This window comes from uncultured Helicobacter sp. (assembly GCF_947367035.1).
Taxonomy (GTDB): Bacteria; Campylobacterota; Campylobacteria; order Campylobacterales; family Helicobacteraceae; genus Helicobacter_D.
Genome location: NZ_CANBCA010000028.1, coordinates 1 through 20,714 on the forward strand (window position 1 = coordinate 1; position 20,714 = coordinate 20,714).

Here is a 20,714-nt window from a genome sequence, read left to right on the forward strand (position 1 = left end):
TAGCTCAGTTGGTAGAGCAATTCCCTTTTAAGGAATGGGCCGTTGGTTCGAATCCAACGCGGGTCACCACTATAAATAAAAGTGGCTCCTTCATCTAACGGTTAGGATACCACCCTTTCACGGTGGCTACAGGGGTTCGAATCCCCTAGGAGTCACCACTTTTATTTAGTTTTCCCTGAATGGTCGCTTAGCTCAGTTGGTAGAGCGCCACCCTTACAAGGTGGATGTCATAAGTTCGAGTCTTATAGCGACCACCATTTAAATATGGAGCGGTAGTTCAGCTGGTTAGAATACCTGCCTGTCACGCAGGGGGTCGCGGGTTCGAGTCCCGTCCGCTCCGCCACTTCTTTTTTACTTCCATTTTCATAGTTAATGCACACGACAATACGTATCTTTTAAACTAAATTTCCGATAAGGAAAGATTGCAATCAAATCCTTTTGATTCTAAGGTTTGGAATCCACACACCGCATAAACTTCTAATGGGCAGGTAACTTTAGTAGATGAAGCAGTAAAGCCACTTTTAATTTGACCAAATCTTAACAATTTCCTTGTTTTTTATCCACTAGTCTTTTTTATAATTCTTGAAAACAAATTCAAGGATTTGCAATGAAGCATTTAATTTATGTCGCATTGATTTTTTTAGTTTTGATATTCCAAGGTTGCGAAAGCAAAATTTTGATAATGGAACAACAGATACAACCAGCCAAAGAGTTGGATATCGCAAGATTAGGAAATACAAGCTACTTTGAACAATCTATTTATAAAAAATATTTTAAAAGAGCTTTTATCTTTAGTCGTTCTTATGCTAGATTTTAATTTATAATGACTAAATAAACTGATGAATCAATGTTTTCCACTTTTCTAATACAACCTTATATGAAAAATGCTCCTGAATTACCGAAGTATTTTTAGCATAATCCTCTCTCTCTTGCGACATTTTCGCTAATGCAGATGCTAGAGATTCCACCCTATTTTCATTCATTTCTACTAAGATTCCATTGCGTTTAGTGCAATCCCAAGTAATAATTTCTCTAGGTCCATAAGGGCAATCATAACTCACCACAGGTGTGCCACACAAAAGGGATTCAATTAAAACATTGCTCAAGGCTTCTCTATGGCTTGCAAGTGCAAAAAAATCCGCATTAGCATAATAAGGTGCCAGAGATTCTATTTTGCCTAAAAATTTACATTTTAATCCTTTGGCTTGCTCCTCTAATGCTTGCCTTTGGATTCCATCACCTGCAAGTAGTAAAGAGTATTGTGGAAATTGTGTGCTAAAGATTCTGAAAGCTTCTATCAATTCATTAAAGCCTTTAGAGGTAATCATTCGTCCAGCACTTAAAATATAAGGCTTGTAAGATTCTATTTCCTCTGTTCGCATTAAGGAGTGATGACATTCTATCTCCACAGGATTGGGTAAAACATAGACATTTTTGACAAAGCAATAGTGTTTTAAATCCTGTTTTGTAAGAGTGGTAATGCAACTTGCTAGAGGATAAGTCCAATAGCGCAAAGTTTGCCAAATTTTAGATTCCAATGCATTAAAAACACTATGTTCTGTCGCAATACACGGAATCCCAGCCATTTTAGAAGCAAGAATTGTTAAAACATTGGTTTGATGAATAAAACTAATGCTTAAATTAACCCTTTCAGTTTTAAAGGCTCTCCACAGATTGAAGATGCGCTGGATATTTCCAAATACTCCACGCTTTTTAGCAGAGATAATTTGCACTTCCACACTAGAATCTAATGGATAGAATCTTTCTTCATCATTCCATAAAAAAAGCAAGATTCTATATTGGTTTGCAAACTCATTTGCGACAAGACTTGCTACACGTTCTGCTCCACCCATTCTAAGAGAAGAGATGACAAGTGCTAGGGTTTTGCACTTTGAATCTTTCATTGATAAAACTCTTTTACGCCAAATTTTTCAAAGATTTCATTTTAAGCATTATGATTAAACTCCACTACAATTTCTTTAAGTTTAGCAATCCGTTCTTTAGAACTTTGACACTTCATTAATTCTAAAATATCTACATTGAGTTGGTCAATATTGTATTGCGTGGGGCGAGCAACTTGTATAGAGGGGTATTTTGTCTTCCCCTCACTCTCGCTAAGTAGTAATTCTTCATAAAGTTTCTCTCCCGGGCGCAATCCGCTAAATTCAATAGAAATTTCGTTTTCTTTACCATAAAGTCGCAACATATTTTTGGCTAAATCCACGATTTTAACCGGTTCTCCCATATCTAAAATAAAAATTTCTCCGCCTTTGGCTATTGCACCTGCTTGAAGTACTAGCCGACAAGCTTCAGGGATTAGCATAAAGTAACGTGTAATTTCTGGGTGTGTAACGGTAATAGGACCACCACTTTCTATTTGTGCTTTGAATTTTGGGACAACTGAACCACTACTGCCCAACACATTCCCAAATCTCACGGCAACAATCTCGCTTTTTTTGGATTTTACATTTTGAGCATAGAGTTCTACAATGCGTTTGGTTGCACCCATAACATTTGCTGGACGCACTGCTTTATCTGTAGAAATAACGACAACTTTTGGCACTGCTGCTCCAATTGCACTGTCTAGCACATTTTTGCTCCCGATAATATTATTTTCAATCGCACTTTTTTGATTGTATTCACAAAGAGGCACGTGTTTATAAGCCGCAGCATGGACAATAATATCTGGCTTTTCTTCTTGAATTAATGCACTAAACCTTTCTTTCTCTAAGATACTTAGCAAGCAGGGGCGAAGCAAATCTTTTGGGTTTATATTTTGTTGTGTGCAGGTTTGATTTAATTCTTCTAAAATTGCATATAAATTAAATTCACTATGTTCTACTAGCACAATACGTTTTGCGCCAAACTCTACACATTGACGCACAATTTCACTTCCAATGCTCCCGCCAGCCCCAGTAATAAGCACTCTTTTATCTTTTAAAAATGCACCAATGACTTCTTTATCTAAATCTTTGCTTGGACGAGAGAGTAAATCCTCAATAGAGATGCTTTTTAGCGGTTCTACGACATTTTTTTTTGCACCGTCTTTTAATAAATTGGCAATTTTAATTTCATCTATGCCCAATTGTGTTAGTTGATTAAAGATTTCTTCTAGTGGTGGTTTGGCAAAAGAATGCGTGAGAATTGCAGATTTGATTTTGTGTTTTTGTATCAACTCTTTTAACGCACTTTTAGGGTAAATTTTAAGATTTGAAATATAATTACCAATTGTTTTTTCATCTTCTTCAATAATGGCGAGTGGGTAAAAGGGAATCTCACTATTGAGAGCCGCTTTAATTAGTGTCGCACTTTGTGTATTTGCACCAAAAATTACAGCGGGCTTAGGCGAGTTTTTAGGCGAGTTTTCTAAATAAATGCGTTTAGAGATACGAATTGCGCCAACAAAAATATTAGAAATGACAAAATCAATCCCTATGACACTTAAGGGAAAATTTCCCAATAAACCTCCCCAAAGTGCAATTCCACAAAAGATTCCATAAGCTACAATATGCGCATAAAATATCTTTAACGCTTCTGATAAACCAAAGAATCTCCAAGGCACAAGATAGATTTTAAATACACTTAAAAGCAAGATTTTTAGAAAAATTAATGTAAAAAAGACAAGCACAACAGAGAAGTTAAATTCTAAAGGAACTTGAAAGCTAAAGCGCAAGTCATAAGAGAGAATAAGCGTGAAATAGGAGACTAACAAATCTATACAAATAAAAAATATAATGCGTTTGGCATTGCTTGGACGGAATAAAATAGATTGCAACACTAGCAATTCTTTAGGAATTTTTGAATGAGACTTGTAATCTCATCAATAGCACATTTTTCTAATGTGCCACCACTTGGTAAGCAGATTCCACTTTCAAATAGCTTTTGGCTTGTTCCATCAACAAAAGAAGCAGAATCTCTAAAGAGTGGTTGTAGGTGCATAGGTTTCCATAATGGACGTGATTCTATTCCTGCTTTAGCAAGCAATTCTACAAGAGTTAAAGGGTTAGCTTTGGGTTCTAAGAAGCGCAAAGTTGTGAGCCAACGATTACCTCTTGAGTTTGGAATCTCGGGCATAAATTCTAATTTTTGCGATTCTACTTCCTTGTGTAGTGCTTCGTGATACCATTTAAAAATTTCGCGTCTTTTGGCAACTTTGGCTTCAATTTGTTCTAATTGTCCTACACCAATAGCAGCACAAATGTTGCTCAAGCGGTAATTGTAACCATAATCCAAATGCTCATAAAAAGGCAAATTCTCTCGTGCTTGGGTAGAGTAATAGCGCGCCTTTTCTATTTTTTCTTGATTTTTTCCAAGTAACAACCCGCCACCACTTGTGGTAATGATTTTGTTGCCATTGAATGACAAAACGCCAAACTCTCCAAAAGTTCCGCTGTGTCTTTTATCATAAAATGCCCCAAGTGATTCTGCGGCATCTTCAATTAGTAAGATTCCATATTGGGTGCAAATCTCTGCAATCTCTGCAATTTTTGCACATTGTCCATAGAGATGTGTAACGATGAGGGCTTTTGGCTTTTTAGGCAGAGATTCTAAAGCTTGTAAAAGTAGCTTTGGGTTTAGATTCCAAGAGTCCAAATCACTATCAATGAAGATTGGAATCGCACCTTGATAAAGAATCGCATCAATAGAACCAATGAAAGTGAAGCTACTAGCAAGCACAAAATCACCTTGTTTGATTCCACTAACGCGTAAGGCTAAGTGTAATGCTGCTGTGCCAGAATTTAGTGCTAAAGCATTAGGAGAGTTTGTGTAAGATTGGATATTTTCTTCTAAGCGATTCACAAATGCTCCTAGTGGAGCGATATAATTACTCGCAAAGGCTTCATTAACATATTGCGATTCTTTGCCACTCATTTGTGGAGGAGATAAAAAAATTCTAAATCCCATTATGTCTCCTTAAATTAATTCTTTTTTTGCTGGATTGCCAACAACTTTTTTATGTGATGCTATATTGCAAACCACAACACTTCCTGCACCAACCAAACAAGATTCTCCAATGCTTTTGCCTTCAATCACAACACTTCCTGCGCCAATATGTGTGCAAGTTCCAATATGCACATTACCACAAAGGGTTGCGCTAGGTGCAATGTGTGAAAAATCCCCAATTTTGCAATCGTGTTCTATAATACTACCGCTATTAACAATGACTCCAGCACCAATTTGGGCGTGAGCATTAATAATGGCATTTGGCATAATCACACTTGCATTAGCAATTTTGGCTGATTTTGAGATTATAGCACTAGAATGAGCAATCAAAGGCAAACAAAATTGATTTTTAGTAAAAAATTGATAAAGATTTTGACGCACGAGGTTATCTCCAATGGCTAAAATAACGCCAAATTCTTTTGCGTTTGTGAGGTGGAGAAATTCTGTTCTTGTTATTGCATTTATTCCATTAAGCATCTTGCCTTGAGGATTGTCATCAATGAGAATCTCAAAAGATAAATTTTGAGATTCTAAAATATCTGCAATCACTGCACTATGACCACCAGCACCAAATATGGCTAGTTTTTTCATTCATACCCTTGTATTAAAATAAACTGCAATTTTACCGAAATCTTAAAAAGCTTAATAATGAAAGATTTATGCTTTTAAAATAATTTTTCCTTTTTGTGTGCTTAGAATCCCTTGTGCTTTAAGTTCTCTTAAAATGCGAGAGAGAGATTCTGCGCTTGTATTGAGCCTTTGGGCTATTTCGCGTTGAGTTAAATTAGCAAGTTCGGTTTTATTGATGCGTAAAAATTCCATTAGACGTTCTTTTAAACTTAAGGAATTTTGGGCAATATGCGATTCTAATATTTTGATTTTATCGCAAAGTGAGGCAATGAAATTGCGACAAAAGGAGGGGTTTTCCATACAATGTTTTTGAAATGTGGCGAGGTTAATTTCTAAGATTTCGCATTCTTCCTCACAGGCAGCATTTACAGGAAAGGGTTCGTTCAAAAAGCTTGGTATTTCAGAGATAAAATTTGGGGCATAGATAGAATGAAGGGTTTGTTCTTTGATCTTTGCCTTTCTACCTCTAGTCTTTGGAGATTCTTCTAAGGTTTTATAAATTCTAACTCTTCCATTCAATAACACAAAAAGCTGTTTTGGAATCTCACCTTCAAAAAATAAAATTTCCTTTGCGTGATAAAAACGCTTATAGCCTAAAGAAAAGAGTAATTTAAAGCAGTCTTGCATAGAAATTCCTTAACATTTTGGAATCTTGGGATTTAGATATTTTAACAAAAGCATTAACAATTATCAACTTTCTTGTTAAAAAAATTGGGTAGCATTATGAAAAATAAAAGATTATTTAAGGAAAAAGAATAGGAGAATCTCTATCCTCATTTTAATTGTGCATTTGTTTTTGTGCTATTATCTTTATTGAATATATCTTTTGTGATGTAGTGTTTTTAAGCCAAGTTCGCAAAGTTTTAGGCAATGAGTTTGCAGATAAATGTCCTTTACTATGGGGAAGAGAAGTAAGTATATGTCACTTTGTCAATTATGTTACTTATCGTAACATAATTGACAAAGTTAAATCAATATGTCGGAGAAGAAATGGGTTATTATGCTATAACTTTGCAGCAGTTTTTAAGCTTAAAAGCTCTTTTGGCATTTGTGATTGCACTGATGATTCTTATTTTGCGAGAATTTTTGGAATTTAGCTAAATTTATTTGAGGAGAGTTAAAGCAAGTGTTTAATGAGGAGGTGGCAATACAGATTATACAAAGAGCACAAATGATTGCTACAAGATTCCAATTTATGCTTTATGAAAGCAAATATTAACATAAGTTATTTATTTCTAAATTACACATAAAATTTTATTGTGCAAACTACACTTTTTAAGTATAATTTGATAATAAAATAGCAAGGTTTAGAAAATATGCAAAAGTTACGAATTTTAAAACTCGGTATTCTTGTGTTTGGAGCAGTAATTTATGGCGGTTGCTATCAAAATGCTTGTGGAATCTCCTCGTCTTATTGGGACGAAAAAGGTTACTATTACGATGCGCAGGGAAATTACCATGAAACTTGTCCAGATAATTTGATTTATAAAGAAAAAGCCTTGCAACAGCAAGAAGCACTAGAATCTTTTTAACTCACTATAACTGATGAAACCACATCAAAATTTAGAGCAAAGCAGGGCAGAGCGTAAGCGTGTTTTAGGTTTTAAGCACATTCTTCCCTTATCTGCACAGATAAAATGTTTAAATGCAATTCCAAAGTCTGAATTGAGAGGGACAAAAGTAGTTGATGGAGATTTTATTGAGATTTTACTACCAAATCTTAACGAAAAATCTTTTGAAAGGGTTTGCCAAGTTGCAAAAGCCTTGATTCCTTGGCGTAAAGGTCCTTTTAGGATTAATGGTTTGGAGATTCAGAGTGAATGGAATAGTGCAATTAAATACAATTTGCTTGCACCACATTTGAATTTGGAAGACAAGATTATAGGGGATATAGGGTGCAATAATGGCTATTATATGATTCGGGCGTTGGCACATAATCCGACTCAAATCATAGGATTTGACCCTATGCCATTATGCTTTTTGCAATACCAATTTTTACAATTTTTTATCCGTGATCATCGTTTGAAATTTGAATTACTCGGCATAGAGGAATTGCTTTATTTTGAAGGTAAGTTTGATGTGTTATTTTGCCTTGGGGTGTTATACCATCGCAAGAGTCCCCTAGAATCAATTAAGCTTGTCTATAATGCTTTAAAAAGTGGCGGCGAAGCAGTATTTGATAGTTTAATCATTGAAGGAGAGCAAGAGATTGCACTTTGCCCTAAAGGACGTTATGCTAAAATGAACAATGTCTATTTTATCCCCACTCTTCGCACTTTTCAAGGTTGGCTAGAAAAGTGTGGATTTAGAGAAATCGTGCATATTGCGACATTAAAAACTGCATTTGAGGAGCAGCGCAAAACAAAATGGAGTGGCGGAGAATCTTTAGAAGATTTTTTAATGCCAAATGGTAAGCAAACGATTGAGGGTTATCCTGCTCCAAGACGCGCGTATTTAAAGGCAAAAAGGCTTAGTTAAAGAGATTCTATTAAAATTCATCAAATTTGCACTGCAATGGTGAGAAAAGCACTTTTGAAAGTAGAGGGCGTTAAAAGTGCCAAGGCAAGCTTAAAGGATAAGATTGCCAAAGTAGAGTGTGAAGAAAATATCATAGAAGAGAGGCTTTTGGAAGCTATTAAAACAATGGGTTATAGTGGAGTGTTTGTTCCTTAATTTTACTTTATTACCTTGTGCTAGCTTCTTAGCAGAATCCCTAGAATACCTTGTAAAAGGCAAATAAGGATATGCCATTTATCTATGCGTTTGTTAGATTGGTTGTGATGTCTATGCAGTGTGGGTCTCTGTGAGGAACGGTCATTTGCTGATGCCAATAAGGATATATGGGACGCACACGGCTTACTTTTTCTAACTTTTCTAAATGCTCACAAGAGAGTAAAATTTGTGTGGCTTTGAAGTTTTCTATCAGCTGTTCTTTAGTCCTTGCACCAATAATAAGCCCACTGATACTTGGACGTGTTAAAAGCCACGCAAGAGCAATTTGTGCGATAGAATATCCTGTTTCTTTTGCAATTTCTTCGCAAACATCAATGATGTCAAAGAGTTTTTCCCTATCTATACCCCAAGTATAGTTTGTAGAGAGGCGACTATCACTTGGTGGGGCTTTATGTCTTGAAATCTTGCCAGAGAGCATAGAGCCAGAGAGAGGAGACCATACGAGGGTGCCAACTTTTTGGTCAATTCCTAATGGCAAAAGTTCCCATTCTAGTTCTCTTGCAGCAAGAGAATAATAGGCTTGATGCACGACAGGTTTTGGAAGGTTGTATTTTTTGCAGATACTTAGCATTTTCATCAAATGCCACGCACTATAATTTGAGACACCAAAATATCGGATTTTTCCTTGTTGAATTAGAATCTCAATCGCCCTTAGCATTTCTTCTATTGGCGTGAGCGCGTCAAAAGAGTGGAAATAATAGAGGTCAATATAATCGGTTTGTAATCGCTTAAGACTATTTTCGCACGATTGCATAATGCGCGAAAAGCTTGTTCCAGAATTATTTTTGTCATCATTTAGAATCATTCCTGTTTTTGTGGAGAGAAAAATCTCCTTGCGTCTTTCTTTAATGAGTTCTCCTAGAATCTCCTCTGCTTTACCATTTGAATAGCAATCCGCGGTGTCAAAAGCATTTGCACCATTTTCTAAACAGACTGCAATGAGTTCTTTTGCTTCTTGGAGTTGTATATTTCCCCACGCTTTAAAAAACTCTCCAACACCACCAAAAGTTGCTGTTCCAAACGTCATTGCTGGAATTTTGATTCCAGAATTTCCTAATCTTCTATAAATCATTTTTGTCCTTATTTAAAATTTTTGGTTGCAATCTAGCAGATTTTACTTTGCGATTTTTACCAATATATTCGTTAATGCCTGTAAAAGTGACATTCCAACCACAACTTGCAAACTTTTGAACACAAGCGTTTGCTATTCCCATAGAGCCACCTGTAATAGAGGCTGTTTTTTCATTGACTTTCCTTTTGTAGAATTTAAGTTTAGCATTATAATGTTTTTTTGAAATTTTTAAAACTTTTCTAAGGATTCTAGACGTTTAGGTAATTTTGTAATGTTTTTATTTCTCAATCCGATGAATTTCACCGACTAATTTTAAATTCTGTCCATTGAAATCTAAGGACTTTTGCATTTGTCGGCTGAAGTGGATTATGTTGGTCTGAACATTTGAAGCTGTGTTGCCATTGATTGCTTTTTCATAGATTTGCAATACCACTTGTGTGGTGTTATCCTCTAAAGTTTCTTCCCTGTAAGCATAGACAAAATTTTGTGTAATGATGGTAAATCCATAAATATCTGGTGTTTCATCGTTTTGATATTCTTGGTAAATCATTCCATTCTCTAGCACGATTTTGCCATCTTCTCCTCCAGCTTGTGCTTTCCAATGCGTTTGAATTGTTTTAGCGTGATTAAAGATGAGATTCTTTTCTCTATCACTCAATGTATCTTCAAATGTAGAAAAAAATGCATTAATCCATAGCAATCCATCTCTAGCAGATTCTTGGAATGCTTTTGCGCTACTCCATACTTCTTGGGCACGTTCTAAAAACAAATTAGGATTTTGTTCCATAGAGTTTGGTAGAAGTGAAGTGAGCCTTTCTGCTTTGTTGGTTAAATCTCGTTTTGACGTTTGCATTGTTGTGCCAAGATTTGTAAATTGCTCTTTATAGATTAGCAGTAAGTGCAATTTAAGGTCATTTGGGTCGTGCGTTGTTGCATAGATTTTTTCCGCTTTTTCTTGCATTAGTTCGTTTATCACAGAAATACTGCGAGGATAAGAGAGCGGGTTGAGGTTTTTTATATCAAGGGATTCTTTGCCGTTGAGTAGAGATTCTAAAAATCCGCATTGATTAGAGTTGGCTAGAGATTTTATCTCTTGTATGTTTTGTGATTCCGCACCAAATGCTAAAGAGAAGTTTGGCACAATATCACTTAGTGGAATGGAGATTGGATTTTCTTGTGGTGTTTGTGTGTCAAAAGACAAGAGTTTGTCAAAGTCGTTTTGGGATTCCATTTTGGCATTTTTAATAGAATCTTTGATTGCGCTAGAAGTTGGTATGAAAGTTAAATCGGCAAGAGAGATAAAGCTTTGATAAACATAAAAATCCTTTTAGTTTTGTCATTTGATAAGCAAAAAGGATTCCTAAGTTTTAAAGTGCAGTTGAAGTTATTTTAAGTGCATAGGCTTTGAATTTCTCCCCTCTTTCTTTGTAGGAGCTAAATTGGTCTAAACTCGCCGCTGCTGGGGAAAGTAGTGCAATAGTGGGCGGGGTCTTGGAGTGAGAATCTTTGGCTTTTTGTGCAAAGATTTCTTGAATTTTGCGCACGGCAACCTCAAGTGTATAACAAGCATTGCAAGGGGTATTTGTAGCTTTGGCAAGTTTGCAGAGTTTTTCTGTGTTGCTTCCAATAGCAAAAATTTCTATTTTGCACTTTGCAATCCAATCAAAAAGTGGAGTTAAATCCGCTCCTTTGTCGTCTCCTCCAAGAATCAGCAGAATTTGCGAATCCTGATAGCATTTAATCGCTTCTATGGTTGCATCAAGATTCGTTCCCTTGCTATCATCTATCCAAAGATTTCCCGATTCATCATAGAATTCTTCCATTTTATGTGCGCCAATTTTAAAGGACTTTAGAAGTGTATAGTCTTGGGTAAAAAAGAGAATCTCACACGCACTCATTGCAAGTGCAGCATCTAGCAAAAAAGGCTCTTTAAAGGTAATTGCACTTAAAGTTAGGTGAAAAATCTTTGCTAAATCTTGTGCATTTTCATAAAAAATAAGATTTGCAAGAGATTGTTTGCAAAAAGAATGAGATTTTAAGTTTTTGGGCAGAATTGCTATTTCTTTATCTCGTAAAAAGAGAATCGGTTTAAGTTTATCCGCAATATAATTTTCATAATTTCCGTGCCAACTAATATGGTCTTGAGTGATAGGGAGGAGTAGATAGAGAATTGGTTTAGCAAAGTGCGTGTAATGTAGTGTAAAAGAGCTAGTCTCTAGTATCCACAAAGACGCATTTCTGTCAAGTTTAGCTAGAGGTGTGCCGATATTTCCACCACTTTGTGCGCCAAAAGAGTGCAATAAATGCGTCAGCATTTGTGTAGTGGTTGTTTTGCCATTGGTGCCACTAATCCAAATTGAGGGCGGTATTTTTTTAAATTCTAGTGCAAAAAAATCATATTCACTTAACAAACGCGCTTTTTTGTGTGTGGTAATAAACTCTTGTGTTTCGCGAATCATTGGATTATATGGTGGAATCCCGGGGCTTGTAATAATGGAGGCTTCAGGATTTTGCTCTAAAACTTCACTTAGATTTGCACTTGGAAGCAAAAGATTGCCCAAATTATCTTGGCTTTTTTTTGTGAAATTATCATCTAGCACAATACAAGGCGCAAAAGATTGTGCAATCGCACGATTCGTGCTTCCAAATCCTAAAAGTATTCGCATATCAATCCTTTTTAGCGTATTTTTAAGCTTAAAAGTGCAATAAGGTTGCTCATTAGTGCGACAATCCAGAATCGCACGATTATTTTGCTCTCACTTAAACCCTTTTCTTCAAAGTGATGATGTAGGGGAGCCATTAAAAAAATCTTTTTGCCACGCGTCTTGTAGCTTCCAATTTGTAAGATAACGGATAATGCTTCTACAACAAAGATAAAACCAATCAAAAAAAGTAGAATCTCATTTTTAGACACAATCGCCATATAAGCAATAAACCCACCAAGACTTAAACTCCCGCTATCCCCCATAAACACTTGTGCGGGGTGGCAGTTATACCAAAGAAAACCAATGAGTGCGCCAATAAGAGCAGAGGATAGAATTGCAAGTTCTCCACTATCTAGCACTTTGGGATAAAGAAGATAAGCACTTAAGCCTGAGTGTCCTGTCACATAGACAAAAACGGTGAGTGAAGTGAGGGCATAAATAGACGGAATCGCAACTAATCCGTCTAATCCATCTGTAAGATTGACTGCATTGCTTGTTGCGATAAAAACGAGTGTCCAAAATAAAATCCCAAAAATTTCCCAATTTAACATAGGATTCTTAAAAAATGGTAAATAAAATTCCGTATTTAATCCGATGAAATATAGCCCACAAGAGAGAATAAGACTGATAAGAATTTGTAAGTAAAATTTAGTTTTCGCACGCATTCCAGCGTTTTTGCATTGTGTGATTTTAGAATAATCATCGCTAATGCCAAGTAGTGCGAAGCAAAGCAAAGTTGCGATTCCAAGCAATATATAAATGTGATTCAGTTTAGCACAAAACAAAGTGGCAAGTAGAGTAGTGCAAACAAAAACAATACCACCCATTGTTGGTGTGTTTGCTTTTTGTTGATGATTTTTAGGAGCAAATTCTGAAATGGGCTGACTTGCGTGTTTATTTCTTGCCCATAAAATATAATAGGGTAGTGCAAAAATGGTTAGTAAAAACGCAACAAAAAACGCAATAGCTGCACGCACGGTAATGTATTGAAAGATATTAATATCTAAAAAAGAGTAAAGATAATACAACATAAGCCAAACTTAGTAAATGAGATTTTAGGAAAAAATTAGGTAGGATTCTACCTAAAATAACTTTAAAATCGGGAAAATTAATAATGAAAGTAGTCTTGGTAATTACAGATGGAATTGGGAAAAGTGATAAGCAAAGGCATAATGCGTTTTTTGCAGCAAAAAAGCCGACTTATGAGAAATTATTTCAAGAAGTGCCTTTTGGAATGATTCAGACTTACGGATTGTCTGTTGGTTTGCCAGAAGGACAAATGGGAAACTCTGAAGTAGGACATATGAGCTTGGGTAGCGGGAGGATTTTGTATCAAGATTTAGTTAAAATTAATAAAGCAATTCAGGAGAACGCTTTAATGCAAAATCCTGCTTTGGATTGTTTAAAGCATTGCAAATGCGTGCATTTGGTAGGACTTTTAAGTGATGGTGGTGTGCATTCGCATATCCAACATATTTTAGCGCTTGCTTTAGGGTTAGAATCTCAATGTGAAGTGCTATTGCATTTAATGACTGATGGACGTGATGTGCCACCTAAGAGTGCGCCGAAATTTTTAGAACAAGTGGAATCTCAAATACAAGGTAAAAGAATTCGTATCGTAAGCATTAGCGGACGCTATTATGCAATGGATAGAGATAATCGTTGGGAGCGCATAGAAAAAGCTTATAATGTCATCGCACTAGGTGAGAATGCACAAACTCTTAGTCCTCAAGAATACCTGCAATCTCAATTTAATCAAGAGATAACCGATGAATTTATCGTGCCAGCTTGTTTTTTGGATTCTCATCAAGAGCCTTATAGGGGCATTCAATCTGACGATGGATTGATTTTTGTCAATTTTCGTAGTGATAGAGCAAGAGAGATTGTGAAAGCCTTAGGTAAGGAGGATTTTAATGAGTTTGAGCGAAAGAGATTCGTTAAGATTCCATTAGTTACGATGACTTCTTATGATAAGACTTTTTCTTTCCCAATTTTATTTCCAAAAGAAAGTATTCAAAATACCCTAGCCGAAGTTATTTCAAATCACAATTTACGACAATTTCATACTGCTGAAACAGAGAAATATGCCCACGTAACTTTCTTTTTTAATGGAGGAATTGAAGAGCCTTATCCCAATGAGACGCGTCTTTTAGTTCCTTCACCAAAGGTGGCTACTTATGATTTGCAACCAGAAATGAGTGCGGCACAAGTCGGTGATGCGGTTTTAATGGCAATAGAAGAGGGATACGACTTTATCGTAGTAAATTTTGCTAATGGTGATATGGTAGGGCATACAGGGAATTATGATGCAGCAATTAAGGCGGTGGAATCTGTAGATAATGAGATTGGTAGGATTTATAAAAAGATAAAAGACAAGGATTATGGATTGGTTCTTACAAGTGATCACGGAAATTGCGAAGAAATGAAAGATGAAAATGGCAAACCCCTTACAAATCATACAATAGGCGATGTGTGGTGTTTTATAATGGCAAAAGGTGTAGAATCTGTCCAAAATGGGGGATTAAATAATATTGCGCCAAGCATTTTAAAGATGATGGGAATTGCGATTCCGCAAGAAATGGATGAACCACTTTTTTAGTAAATTTTTATATTTAAACAAAAATATAAAAATTAATCGTATAATAACAGATAGTATTTTAACTTATTTCAAGGTTTTAGAATGACACAAGAGGAATTGGATTCGCTATTGGGTAGTGATATGGACGATGTTGCACAAGGAAGCGAGAAACAAGAAGTAGAGGAAGAAATGGAGGAATCTTTAGAAGACCCAACAATTAAAAGCGAAGCAAAAGCAGAGGATTTTTCCATTGAACAAGATGTAAGTTGGCCCCCTCCTCCACCAACCGCAGAACATAAAGTAGTGCATCAGTTAGATGATGTTACACGTGATTCGGAAATCAAAGCAACCGAAATGTTTGACAAGCTAGAAAAAATCAATAATTTAGATGCAGATGTGGAAGATGCTTTTGGTGAGATTCAACAATTCATTGTTGCACAAGAAGAATTACTACAAAAACTCCATTCTAAATTTCCAGATTTTCATACTTTTAATGAGCAATTAGAGTTAGCAACAAAAGTTAAGTCCAATGTGCAGAAAGTTTCTGATTCCTTGCAAGAGATTTCTAATATTTCATTAGAAGCAATGGAAGCTATGCAATATCAAGATATTCATCGCCAAAAAATTGAACGCGTGATTAATATTATGCGCGCACTCGCAAGATATATGAGTTCATTATTTGAAGGCAAAATTGATGATAGTAAGCGCGTAAGTTCTGCAGTGCATATTCAAGGGGATAAAACGGAAAATGTTGTCAATGAAAGTGATATTGAAGCCTTGATTGCAAACTTCGGCAAATGATGAATGCGATTCCAAAAGATTCTAAGATTCCAGAACTTCTCTCGCCAGCAGGCAATCTTAAAAAATTAAAAATTGCTTTAGAATATGGAGCAGATGCAGTATATGGTGGTGTAAGCCACTTTTCGTTAAGGAATCGTTCGGGTAAAGAGTTTAACTTTGATTCTTTTAAAGAAGGTGTAGAATACGCACACAAGAGGAAAAAAAAAATCTATGTAACCATTAATGGTTTTCCTTTTAACTCTCAATTAAAGCTTTTAAGAACTCATATAGAAAAAATGGCGGAGCTAAAACCTGATGCTTTCATCATTGCTACTCCAGGTGTAGTCAAGTTGGCGCGGCAAATTGCCCCAGAAATTCCATTGCACTTATCCACTCAAGCTAATGTGCTAAATGTGCTTGATGCGCAAGTATTTTATGAATTAGGTGTGAAACGCATTATTGCTGCACGTGAGTTAAGCTTGAAAGATGCAATGGAGATTAAAAAAGCTTTGCCAGATTTGGAATTAGAAATTTTTATACACGGCTCTATGTGTTTTGCATTTTCAGGACGTTGTCTGATTTCTGCTTTGCAAAATGGTCGTGTGCCAAATCGTGGGAGTTGTGCAAATGATTGTCGGTTTGATTATGAATATTATATCCGTAATGAAGCCAATGACGCGTTGGTGCGATTCAATGGTAAAGAAATCTATGCTCGCAATCCAGATAATGGTATCACTTTGCGACTAGAGGAAGAAGAAGGAATTGGCACGCATATTTTTAATGCCAAAGACTTAAATCTCGCTTCACATATTCCAATGATTTTGCAAAGTGGTGCAATAGATTCTCTCAAAATTGAGGGACGCACGAAATCAAGCTATTACGCAGGAATTACTGCACTTGCTTATAAAAGGGCTTTGGAGGATTATGCAAAGGGGGATTTTGCGGAATCGCGTTATACTGATGAGTTAGAAACACTTAAAAATCGTGGCTTTAGTGAGGGCTACCTTATCCATCGTCCTTATGAGAAGCTAAACACGCAAAATCATCTAACTGCTATCAGTGAGGGGAGTTATCAAGTTAATGCAGAAGTGAGTGAAGATGGCAAGAGTGCGCTTTGTCGGCATACAATTCGCCCAAATGAACCCAAAGAAATTGTCAGTGCACATTGGGATTCTATTCAAAATGGCAAAAATGACATAGGAGAGATTTTTGAAAAGAATGGCAAAAAATACCTGTGTCTTTTTAAGATTCTATTGGTTAATGGCAAGGAATTAGAATCTATCCATAGTGGCAATGAAAATGCCTTTATCTTACCTTTTGCGCTCCCGCCTTTTAGCTTTTTGCGCCAAAGGGTTTAGAATCTGCCTACTAGACACTAGTTGGCACTTTGATTTTGCGTCTTTGCGAGGAGTGAAATGACGAAGCAATCCATTAATTAAGTATGTTTTAAGTTTAGCAATGGAATCTTGGCTTTTATAGCTAAATTTAAATATTTTTAGTATTATATTTGCCTTTTATTTTATCAAAACTCACACACGCTGATTCTAGTAAAAGATTTGATTTTAATCTTGATTGTTGAACAATCTATGGCTTGTTTCATTTAAATTTTAAGTGAAATGTGATTATATTTCTTAATTGTTAATCTTTCCGTGTGAGAGACAACAAATCTTCTTAAATCTTGCTGTAATTCAATACTATAGTTTTATTTATGAATCCTAACTATTCCCAAAATCCTGTGTTTTTATTGGTGCATTGCAGAGTGAAGTGCTTATGCAGTTTTTAATAGAATCTATTACCTTAAGCTCACTTGGAGGAATAATTGGAATTATTTGGGCATTTTTTGCTTCATTAAGCCTAAGTTATTATATGGAAATTCCTTTTATTTTTGATATTCCAACGGCTATCATTGCCTTTTTATTTTCGGCTTTTATTGGTGTTCTCTTTGGTTATCTTCCCGCAAGGAGAGCTTCAAAGCTTAATCCCATTGATGCGCTGCGCCACGAATAGTTGAGTAGATTCTATGGGAGAGAAAGAATAGGGTAGTCGTGTTTATTACTTATAGGAAGCTCAAAGTGCCACCATTCCGTTTTTATACTCTTTAATCCAGCTCGGCTCATTATCTCTTGGAGTTCGTTACGATGAGTACAATTTTGTGTTTGAGATTGCGGACACATATAATCACGCCACGCTTTTGCACTAAATTCATCAAATGCGCTTGGCATACTTAAAGTTTCTCCATTTCCTTGAGCTAAGCCCACATCAATGGCAATCCCCCTTGAGTGATTTGAGCCTTTCTTTGGGTGAGCGACATAGTGCGTATCAGGCACAATACTCCAAGCAAGCTCTTGTGCAGCTTGAGGACGGAAACAATCATACACAATAAGCTTTAAATTCTTTGCTTTTAGAATCTTAGCAAGTTTTTGCATATGCTCTTTCATATCTTTATGGAGATAGCATTTGTGTAAAGAAAAAGGTGCATAGATATTTGTTTTCATAAAGTTTTCTTTACTATCATAAGCAAGGCGCGTGATAAAAGTATCTTTATCTATTTCTTCAAGTGCAAAAAGCCCAATATTACGCATTTTATCTTCAATTAAAGAATCTTTGCCTTGCGCAAAGCTACATATAATTATAATTAAAAGCAAGGCAAGTTTCATTCTTTACATTCTTTCAACATACGTCAAATTTTTAAAACGCATTTTAAATCTCTCTACTAAGCTTAGGTTCGTTTTCTCTCCATTTTTATGTAAAAAATTCAGCAACATTCTCCAAAAGCCTATTTCATTTTTACCTAACTCTTGCTTCTCAATGGCTGCTTGTTCTTGCGCAATATTGAGCACACTCAAAATATCTCCTTTAGCAAGTAAAGAAAATACTTTATATCGTAAGTTTTTCTCACTTTGGTCTTGGAGATGCTGCACATATTCATCAAAATTGCGATATGTTGCATAAAAGGTATCAATACAAGATTGGATATACTCTAGCATTAAGGGGAGTTTTTCTTTGATAGTTGTTATTTGGGCTTCATCAAAGGGCTTTTTACAAGGGATTACATAAAAGCTTTTTTCTGCTCCTATATTTTCGCTTGGCACAACAAAAGAACCATTTGCCCTCAAAGCATCACTTTTGTAAGTTAAGCATTCTTCTGCTTCTGTAATTTCCCAATAGAGTCTATCCATCTCATAGCCTTTAATCTCTACACTCCAAATGCCTGTATGATATGTATCTGGACGCCTATGTAATAACTCATAATGCACACTAATAAAATCATCTCCATTGCGTTTATACAAAATCCAATTTGAGTAAGTTTTAAATCCCTTTGCTTTGGCTAATGCTTTAAAATAAGATTCTAATTCTTTGCTTATACTCTTATCAATCTTTGCCACTTCTCCTCCTAAAGCCTCTTATCGTGCTTGGTTATGATGAATTACACCATTATAGCAGAGGATTATCTATAATCATAGCTGCTATAGCCTTCATAATCGGCATTGATAAGTGTGCTATCAATACAGGAGGGAATCTCCACATCATCATCTACTTCGATACATTTTAGATTCTTACACTCACTTAGCCACTCTGGTAAAGCTTTTATGGGATTGTCATTCAAACATAAAATTTCTAAAGATTGTAGATTTTTTATACTCTCTGGCAAAGATGTAATGTTATTTTCACCTAAGTAAAGTTCTCTTAAAGATTCTAGTTTGCCAATTTCTTGTGGGATTTGTGTGAGTTCATTATCAAATAAATCCAAAACTTCTAAACCCTTGATTTCACATATTTCTTTAGGAATGCTTTGAATGGATTGTTCCTGTGCTACAATGGCTTTTAAGCCCTTTAATGCACCTAATGCTTTTGGTAAATCTTTTATTCCCTCAGGGCAATTGTCATCAAGTGCAAATAGTCTTGTTTCCAAAAGCCAATCTTCAAGTTCGCTAGGGTCTAAATCTGCAGGATTTTCATCGCAATATCGTAAAGAATCTGTCATATCTTCAAGCATTAGTCCGCAATCATCGCAATTATTCCATAGCCAATTACTTAACTCTTCAAGTTCCTGTGGGGTAAGTTTTGAAACATTATCTTCTTGTTTCATTGTTTCTCCTTTTTGTTTTTACTATTATTATATCACGCATTTTTTTTGAATAATAATTTTTAGAGTTTTTAGTAAAATTTTAAAATAAGTTACAATAAATTACATTATTTTTCTTTTATAATTTTAGTTTGCATAAAATAAATACATATAAAATATAAATATTTATTACTTTTTAGCAATCAAAGTGCCAAAATTCACCCATTTAAAAAGCACCTCAATGCCACTAAAACCTATATCTTTAAGCATTGCAATATTTTCTTCAAGGCTAAAAGGCACAAGCACATTTTCTAATGCTTCACGCTTTTTGCTAATTTCGGTTTTTGTGTAGCCTTGCTCTTGTTTATAGCGAACATATCGTTCTATCATTTGCCTATCAAGGATTCTATGATGAGAAGTCATCTTTTCGCTCACAATTAAAATTCCTCCCTCCGTAAGAGCATTGTAAATTTTTTGCAGAAGTGCAGGGCGTTGCATTGGGCGGATAAATTGTAAGCTATAATTAGCAATTACAATATCAGAGTGCAAAAAATCGTATTCAAGCAAGTCTGTGCAGATAAATTCAATGTTTGCATTATAGGCTTGGGCTTTAAGTGAGGCTTTATCAATCATAGCTTGAGAACTATCAATACCAATAAAACGCGTATGTGCTGATAAGGCTTGAGAGAGAGCTAAAAGTGTCGTTCCTGTGGAGCTTCCTAAATCATAAACAAGAGGTATAGCACTTTTAGAAGATTCTAAAGTATAGGAGCAAAAATCTACAATTAAACCTAGCACCTCTTTATAATGAGGAATTGAACGCTCAAGCATATCATCAAACACACTTGCTACTTGTGCATCAAATTCAAATTGTTTGCCAATATCTTGTTTAAAGATTGTATCTTTCATTTATTTGCCTAAATCTAGTTTAATTGTGCCATACCTTCAAGCGGAGAACTTGCACTTGCATAGGCTTTGCGTGGTATGCGTCCAGCAAGATAGCTTAATCTTCCAGCCTTTATAGCATATTTCATCGCTTCTGCCATTGTTACAGGATTTTGTGCTTGAGCAATTGCCGTATTTGTAAGCACAGCATCTGCTAATGATTATTTTAAAGATATAACTAGATTATGTGTTATTTAGCAACTATGAGCGACAAGTGCAGTGGCTTAAAGAGGGAAAATAGATATTGCTTGGAATACAAAT

General features: G+C 35.6%; 23 protein-coding genes, 3 tRNA genes and 2 pseudogenes. 12 read left to right on the top strand and 16 right to left on the bottom strand.

Annotation, left to right across the window (positions count from 1 at the left end; all coding sequences use genetic code 11):
• Positions 1–83 precede the first annotated feature (83 nt).
• The 3 genes from Q0Y61_RS08090 to Q0Y61_RS08100 all read left to right on the top strand — a co-directional run bounded on the left by Q0Y61_RS08090 (position 84) and on the right by Q0Y61_RS08100 (position 343).
• Positions 84–158, top strand: a tRNA-Glu gene (locus tag Q0Y61_RS08090).
• A 23-nt stretch (positions 159–181) separates the two neighbouring features.
• Positions 182–257: transfer RNA gene (locus Q0Y61_RS08095), tRNA-Val, on the top strand.
• Positions 258–266: 9 nt separating this feature from the next.
• Positions 267–343: transfer RNA gene (locus Q0Y61_RS08100), tRNA-Asp, on the top strand.
• A gap of 57 nt (positions 344–400) precedes the next feature.
• Here the strand turns inward: Q0Y61_RS08100 and Q0Y61_RS08105 are convergent.
• A complete protein-coding gene (locus Q0Y61_RS08105) occupies positions 401–544 on the bottom strand; it encodes a hypothetical protein (protein ID WP_297814105.1) in 144 nt (47 codons plus the stop codon).
• Between the two features lie 63 nt (positions 545–607).
• Between Q0Y61_RS08105 and Q0Y61_RS08110 the strand changes: the two genes are divergently transcribed.
• Entirely contained in the window at positions 608–817 is a 210-nt protein-coding gene (locus Q0Y61_RS08110; RefSeq protein WP_297814106.1) for a hypothetical protein, read from the top strand.
• A 10-nt stretch (positions 818–827) separates the two neighbouring features.
• On the opposite strand, the gene Q0Y61_RS08115 is transcribed toward Q0Y61_RS08110, so the two are convergent.
• The 5 genes from Q0Y61_RS08115 to Q0Y61_RS08135 form a co-directional block, all read right to left on the bottom strand.
• On the bottom strand, positions 828–1,904 hold the full coding sequence (locus Q0Y61_RS08115; protein ID WP_297814107.1) for a glycosyltransferase: 1,077 nt from the start codon (positions 1,902–1,904) through the stop codon (positions 828–830).
• Positions 1,905–1,945: 41 nt separating this feature from the next.
• The gene (pglF, locus tag Q0Y61_RS08120) at positions 1,946–3,778 is read right to left on the bottom strand and encodes a UDP-N-acetylglucosamine 4,6-dehydratase (configuration-retaining) (RefSeq protein WP_297814108.1); all 1,833 of its coding nucleotides are present in this window, start codon (positions 3,776–3,778) and stop codon (positions 1,946–1,948) included.
• Complete coding sequence (pglE, locus tag Q0Y61_RS08125; RefSeq protein WP_297814109.1) at positions 3,778–4,905, bottom strand: UDP-N-acetylbacillosamine transaminase; 1,128 nt, start codon at positions 4,903–4,905, stop codon at positions 3,778–3,780. Before pglE ends, pglF begins: the two co-directional genes overlap by 1 nt.
• A gap of 9 nt (positions 4,906–4,914) precedes the next feature.
• Positions 4,915–5,535: an acetyltransferase gene (locus tag Q0Y61_RS08130; protein WP_297814110.1), complete on the bottom strand. Its 621-nt coding sequence runs from the start codon at positions 5,533–5,535 to the stop codon at positions 4,915–4,917.
• Positions 5,536–5,601: 66 nt separating this feature from the next.
• Positions 5,602–6,201 carry a Crp/Fnr family transcriptional regulator gene (locus Q0Y61_RS08135; protein ID WP_297814111.1) on the bottom strand — a complete coding sequence of 200 codons (600 nt, stop codon included), beginning with the start codon at positions 6,199–6,201 and terminating at the stop codon, positions 5,602–5,604.
• Between the two features lie 330 nt (positions 6,202–6,531).
• Here Q0Y61_RS08135 and Q0Y61_RS08140 point away from each other — a divergent pair, with 330 nt between their 5' ends.
• The 4 genes from Q0Y61_RS08140 (at position 6,532) to Q0Y61_RS08155 (ending at position 8,247) form a co-directional block, all read left to right on the top strand.
• The gene (locus Q0Y61_RS08140) at positions 6,532–6,675 is read left to right on the top strand and encodes a hypothetical protein (RefSeq protein ID WP_297814112.1); all 144 of its coding nucleotides are present in this window, start codon (positions 6,532–6,534) and stop codon (positions 6,673–6,675) included.
• A 215-nt stretch (positions 6,676–6,890) separates the two neighbouring features.
• Positions 6,891–7,106 carry a hypothetical protein gene (locus Q0Y61_RS08145; RefSeq protein WP_297814113.1) on the top strand — a complete coding sequence of 72 codons (216 nt, stop codon included), beginning with the start codon at positions 6,891–6,893 and terminating at the stop codon, positions 7,104–7,106.
• A gap of 13 nt (positions 7,107–7,119) precedes the next feature.
• Positions 7,120–8,052 (top strand): tRNA 5-methoxyuridine(34)/uridine 5-oxyacetic acid(34) synthase CmoB, encoded by a 933-nt coding sequence (gene cmoB, locus Q0Y61_RS08150; protein ID WP_297814114.1) that lies wholly within the window; start codon positions 7,120–7,122, stop codon positions 8,050–8,052.
• Between the two features lie 36 nt (positions 8,053–8,088).
• The gene (locus tag Q0Y61_RS08155; RefSeq protein WP_297814115.1) at positions 8,089–8,247 is read left to right on the top strand and encodes a cation transporter; all 159 of its coding nucleotides are present in this window, start codon (positions 8,089–8,091) and stop codon (positions 8,245–8,247) included.
• Positions 8,248–8,329: 82 nt separating this feature from the next.
• Here the strand turns inward: Q0Y61_RS08155 and Q0Y61_RS08160 are convergent, their stop codons facing one another.
• The 5 genes from Q0Y61_RS08160 to mraY all read right to left on the bottom strand — a co-directional run bounded on the left by Q0Y61_RS08160 (position 8,330) and on the right by mraY (position 13,115).
• Positions 8,330–9,379: an aldo/keto reductase gene (locus Q0Y61_RS08160; protein WP_297814116.1), complete on the bottom strand. Its 1,050-nt coding sequence runs from the start codon at positions 9,377–9,379 to the stop codon at positions 8,330–8,332.
• On the bottom strand, positions 9,369–9,521 hold the full coding sequence (locus tag Q0Y61_RS08165; protein WP_297814117.1) for a hypothetical protein: 153 nt from the start codon (positions 9,519–9,521) through the stop codon (positions 9,369–9,371). The genes Q0Y61_RS08160 and Q0Y61_RS08165 overlap by 11 nt, the downstream gene beginning before the upstream one ends.
• 135 nt (positions 9,522–9,656) lie before the next feature.
• On the bottom strand, positions 9,657–10,610 hold the full coding sequence (locus tag Q0Y61_RS08170) for a hypothetical protein (protein ID WP_297814118.1): 954 nt from the start codon (positions 10,608–10,610) through the stop codon (positions 9,657–9,659).
• Positions 10,611–10,746: 136 nt separating this feature from the next.
• A complete protein-coding gene (gene murD, locus Q0Y61_RS08175) occupies positions 10,747–12,045 on the bottom strand; it encodes a UDP-N-acetylmuramoyl-L-alanine--D-glutamate ligase (protein WP_297814119.1) in 1,299 nt (432 codons plus the stop codon).
• Between the two features lie 11 nt (positions 12,046–12,056).
• A complete protein-coding gene (gene mraY, locus Q0Y61_RS08180) occupies positions 12,057–13,115 on the bottom strand; it encodes a phospho-N-acetylmuramoyl-pentapeptide-transferase (RefSeq protein WP_297814120.1) in 1,059 nt (352 codons plus the stop codon).
• Positions 13,116–13,198: 83 nt separating this feature from the next.
• Between mraY and gpmI the strand changes: the two genes are divergently transcribed.
• The 4 genes and pseudogenes from gpmI to Q0Y61_RS08200 form a co-directional block, all read left to right on the top strand.
• Positions 13,199–14,683, top strand: coding sequence for a 2,3-bisphosphoglycerate-independent phosphoglycerate mutase (gpmI, locus tag Q0Y61_RS08185; protein ID WP_297814121.1), 1,485 nt, complete (start codon positions 13,199–13,201; stop codon positions 14,681–14,683).
• Between the two features lie 81 nt (positions 14,684–14,764).
• Positions 14,765–15,463 (top strand): chemotaxis protein, encoded by a 699-nt coding sequence (locus Q0Y61_RS08190; protein WP_297814122.1) that lies wholly within the window; start codon positions 14,765–14,767, stop codon positions 15,461–15,463.
• Positions 15,460–16,800, top strand: coding sequence for a peptidase U32 family protein (locus tag Q0Y61_RS08195; protein WP_297814123.1), 1,341 nt, complete (start codon positions 15,460–15,462; stop codon positions 16,798–16,800). Before Q0Y61_RS08190 ends, Q0Y61_RS08195 begins: the two co-directional genes overlap by 4 nt.
• Positions 16,801–17,185: 385 nt before the next feature.
• Positions 17,186–17,449, top strand: a pseudogene (locus Q0Y61_RS08200) (FtsX-like permease family protein); the annotation flags it as partial.
• 11 nt (positions 17,450–17,460) lie between these two features.
• Here the strand turns inward: Q0Y61_RS08200 and Q0Y61_RS08205 are convergent.
• From Q0Y61_RS08205 to Q0Y61_RS08225, 5 genes and pseudogenes are all read right to left on the bottom strand, one after another.
• Positions 17,461–18,099: a M15 family metallopeptidase gene (locus Q0Y61_RS08205; protein WP_297814125.1), complete on the bottom strand. Its 639-nt coding sequence runs from the start codon at positions 18,097–18,099 to the stop codon at positions 17,461–17,463.
• A 3-nt stretch (positions 18,100–18,102) separates the two neighbouring features.
• Positions 18,103–18,828 carry a hypothetical protein gene (locus Q0Y61_RS08210; RefSeq protein WP_297814126.1) on the bottom strand — a complete coding sequence of 242 codons (726 nt, stop codon included), beginning with the start codon at positions 18,826–18,828 and terminating at the stop codon, positions 18,103–18,105.
• Between the two features lie 62 nt (positions 18,829–18,890).
• On the bottom strand, positions 18,891–19,532 hold the full coding sequence (locus Q0Y61_RS08215; RefSeq protein WP_297814127.1) for a leucine-rich repeat domain-containing protein: 642 nt from the start codon (positions 19,530–19,532) through the stop codon (positions 18,891–18,893).
• 165 nt (positions 19,533–19,697) lie between these two features.
• Positions 19,698–20,417 carry a carboxy-S-adenosyl-L-methionine synthase CmoA gene (gene cmoA / locus Q0Y61_RS08220; protein ID WP_297814128.1) on the bottom strand — a complete coding sequence of 240 codons (720 nt, stop codon included), beginning with the start codon at positions 20,415–20,417 and terminating at the stop codon, positions 19,698–19,700.
• Positions 20,418–20,431: 14 nt separating this feature from the next.
• Positions 20,432–20,608, bottom strand: a pseudogene (locus tag Q0Y61_RS08225) (thiazole synthase); the annotation flags it as partial.
• Positions 20,609–20,714 lie beyond the last annotated feature (106 nt).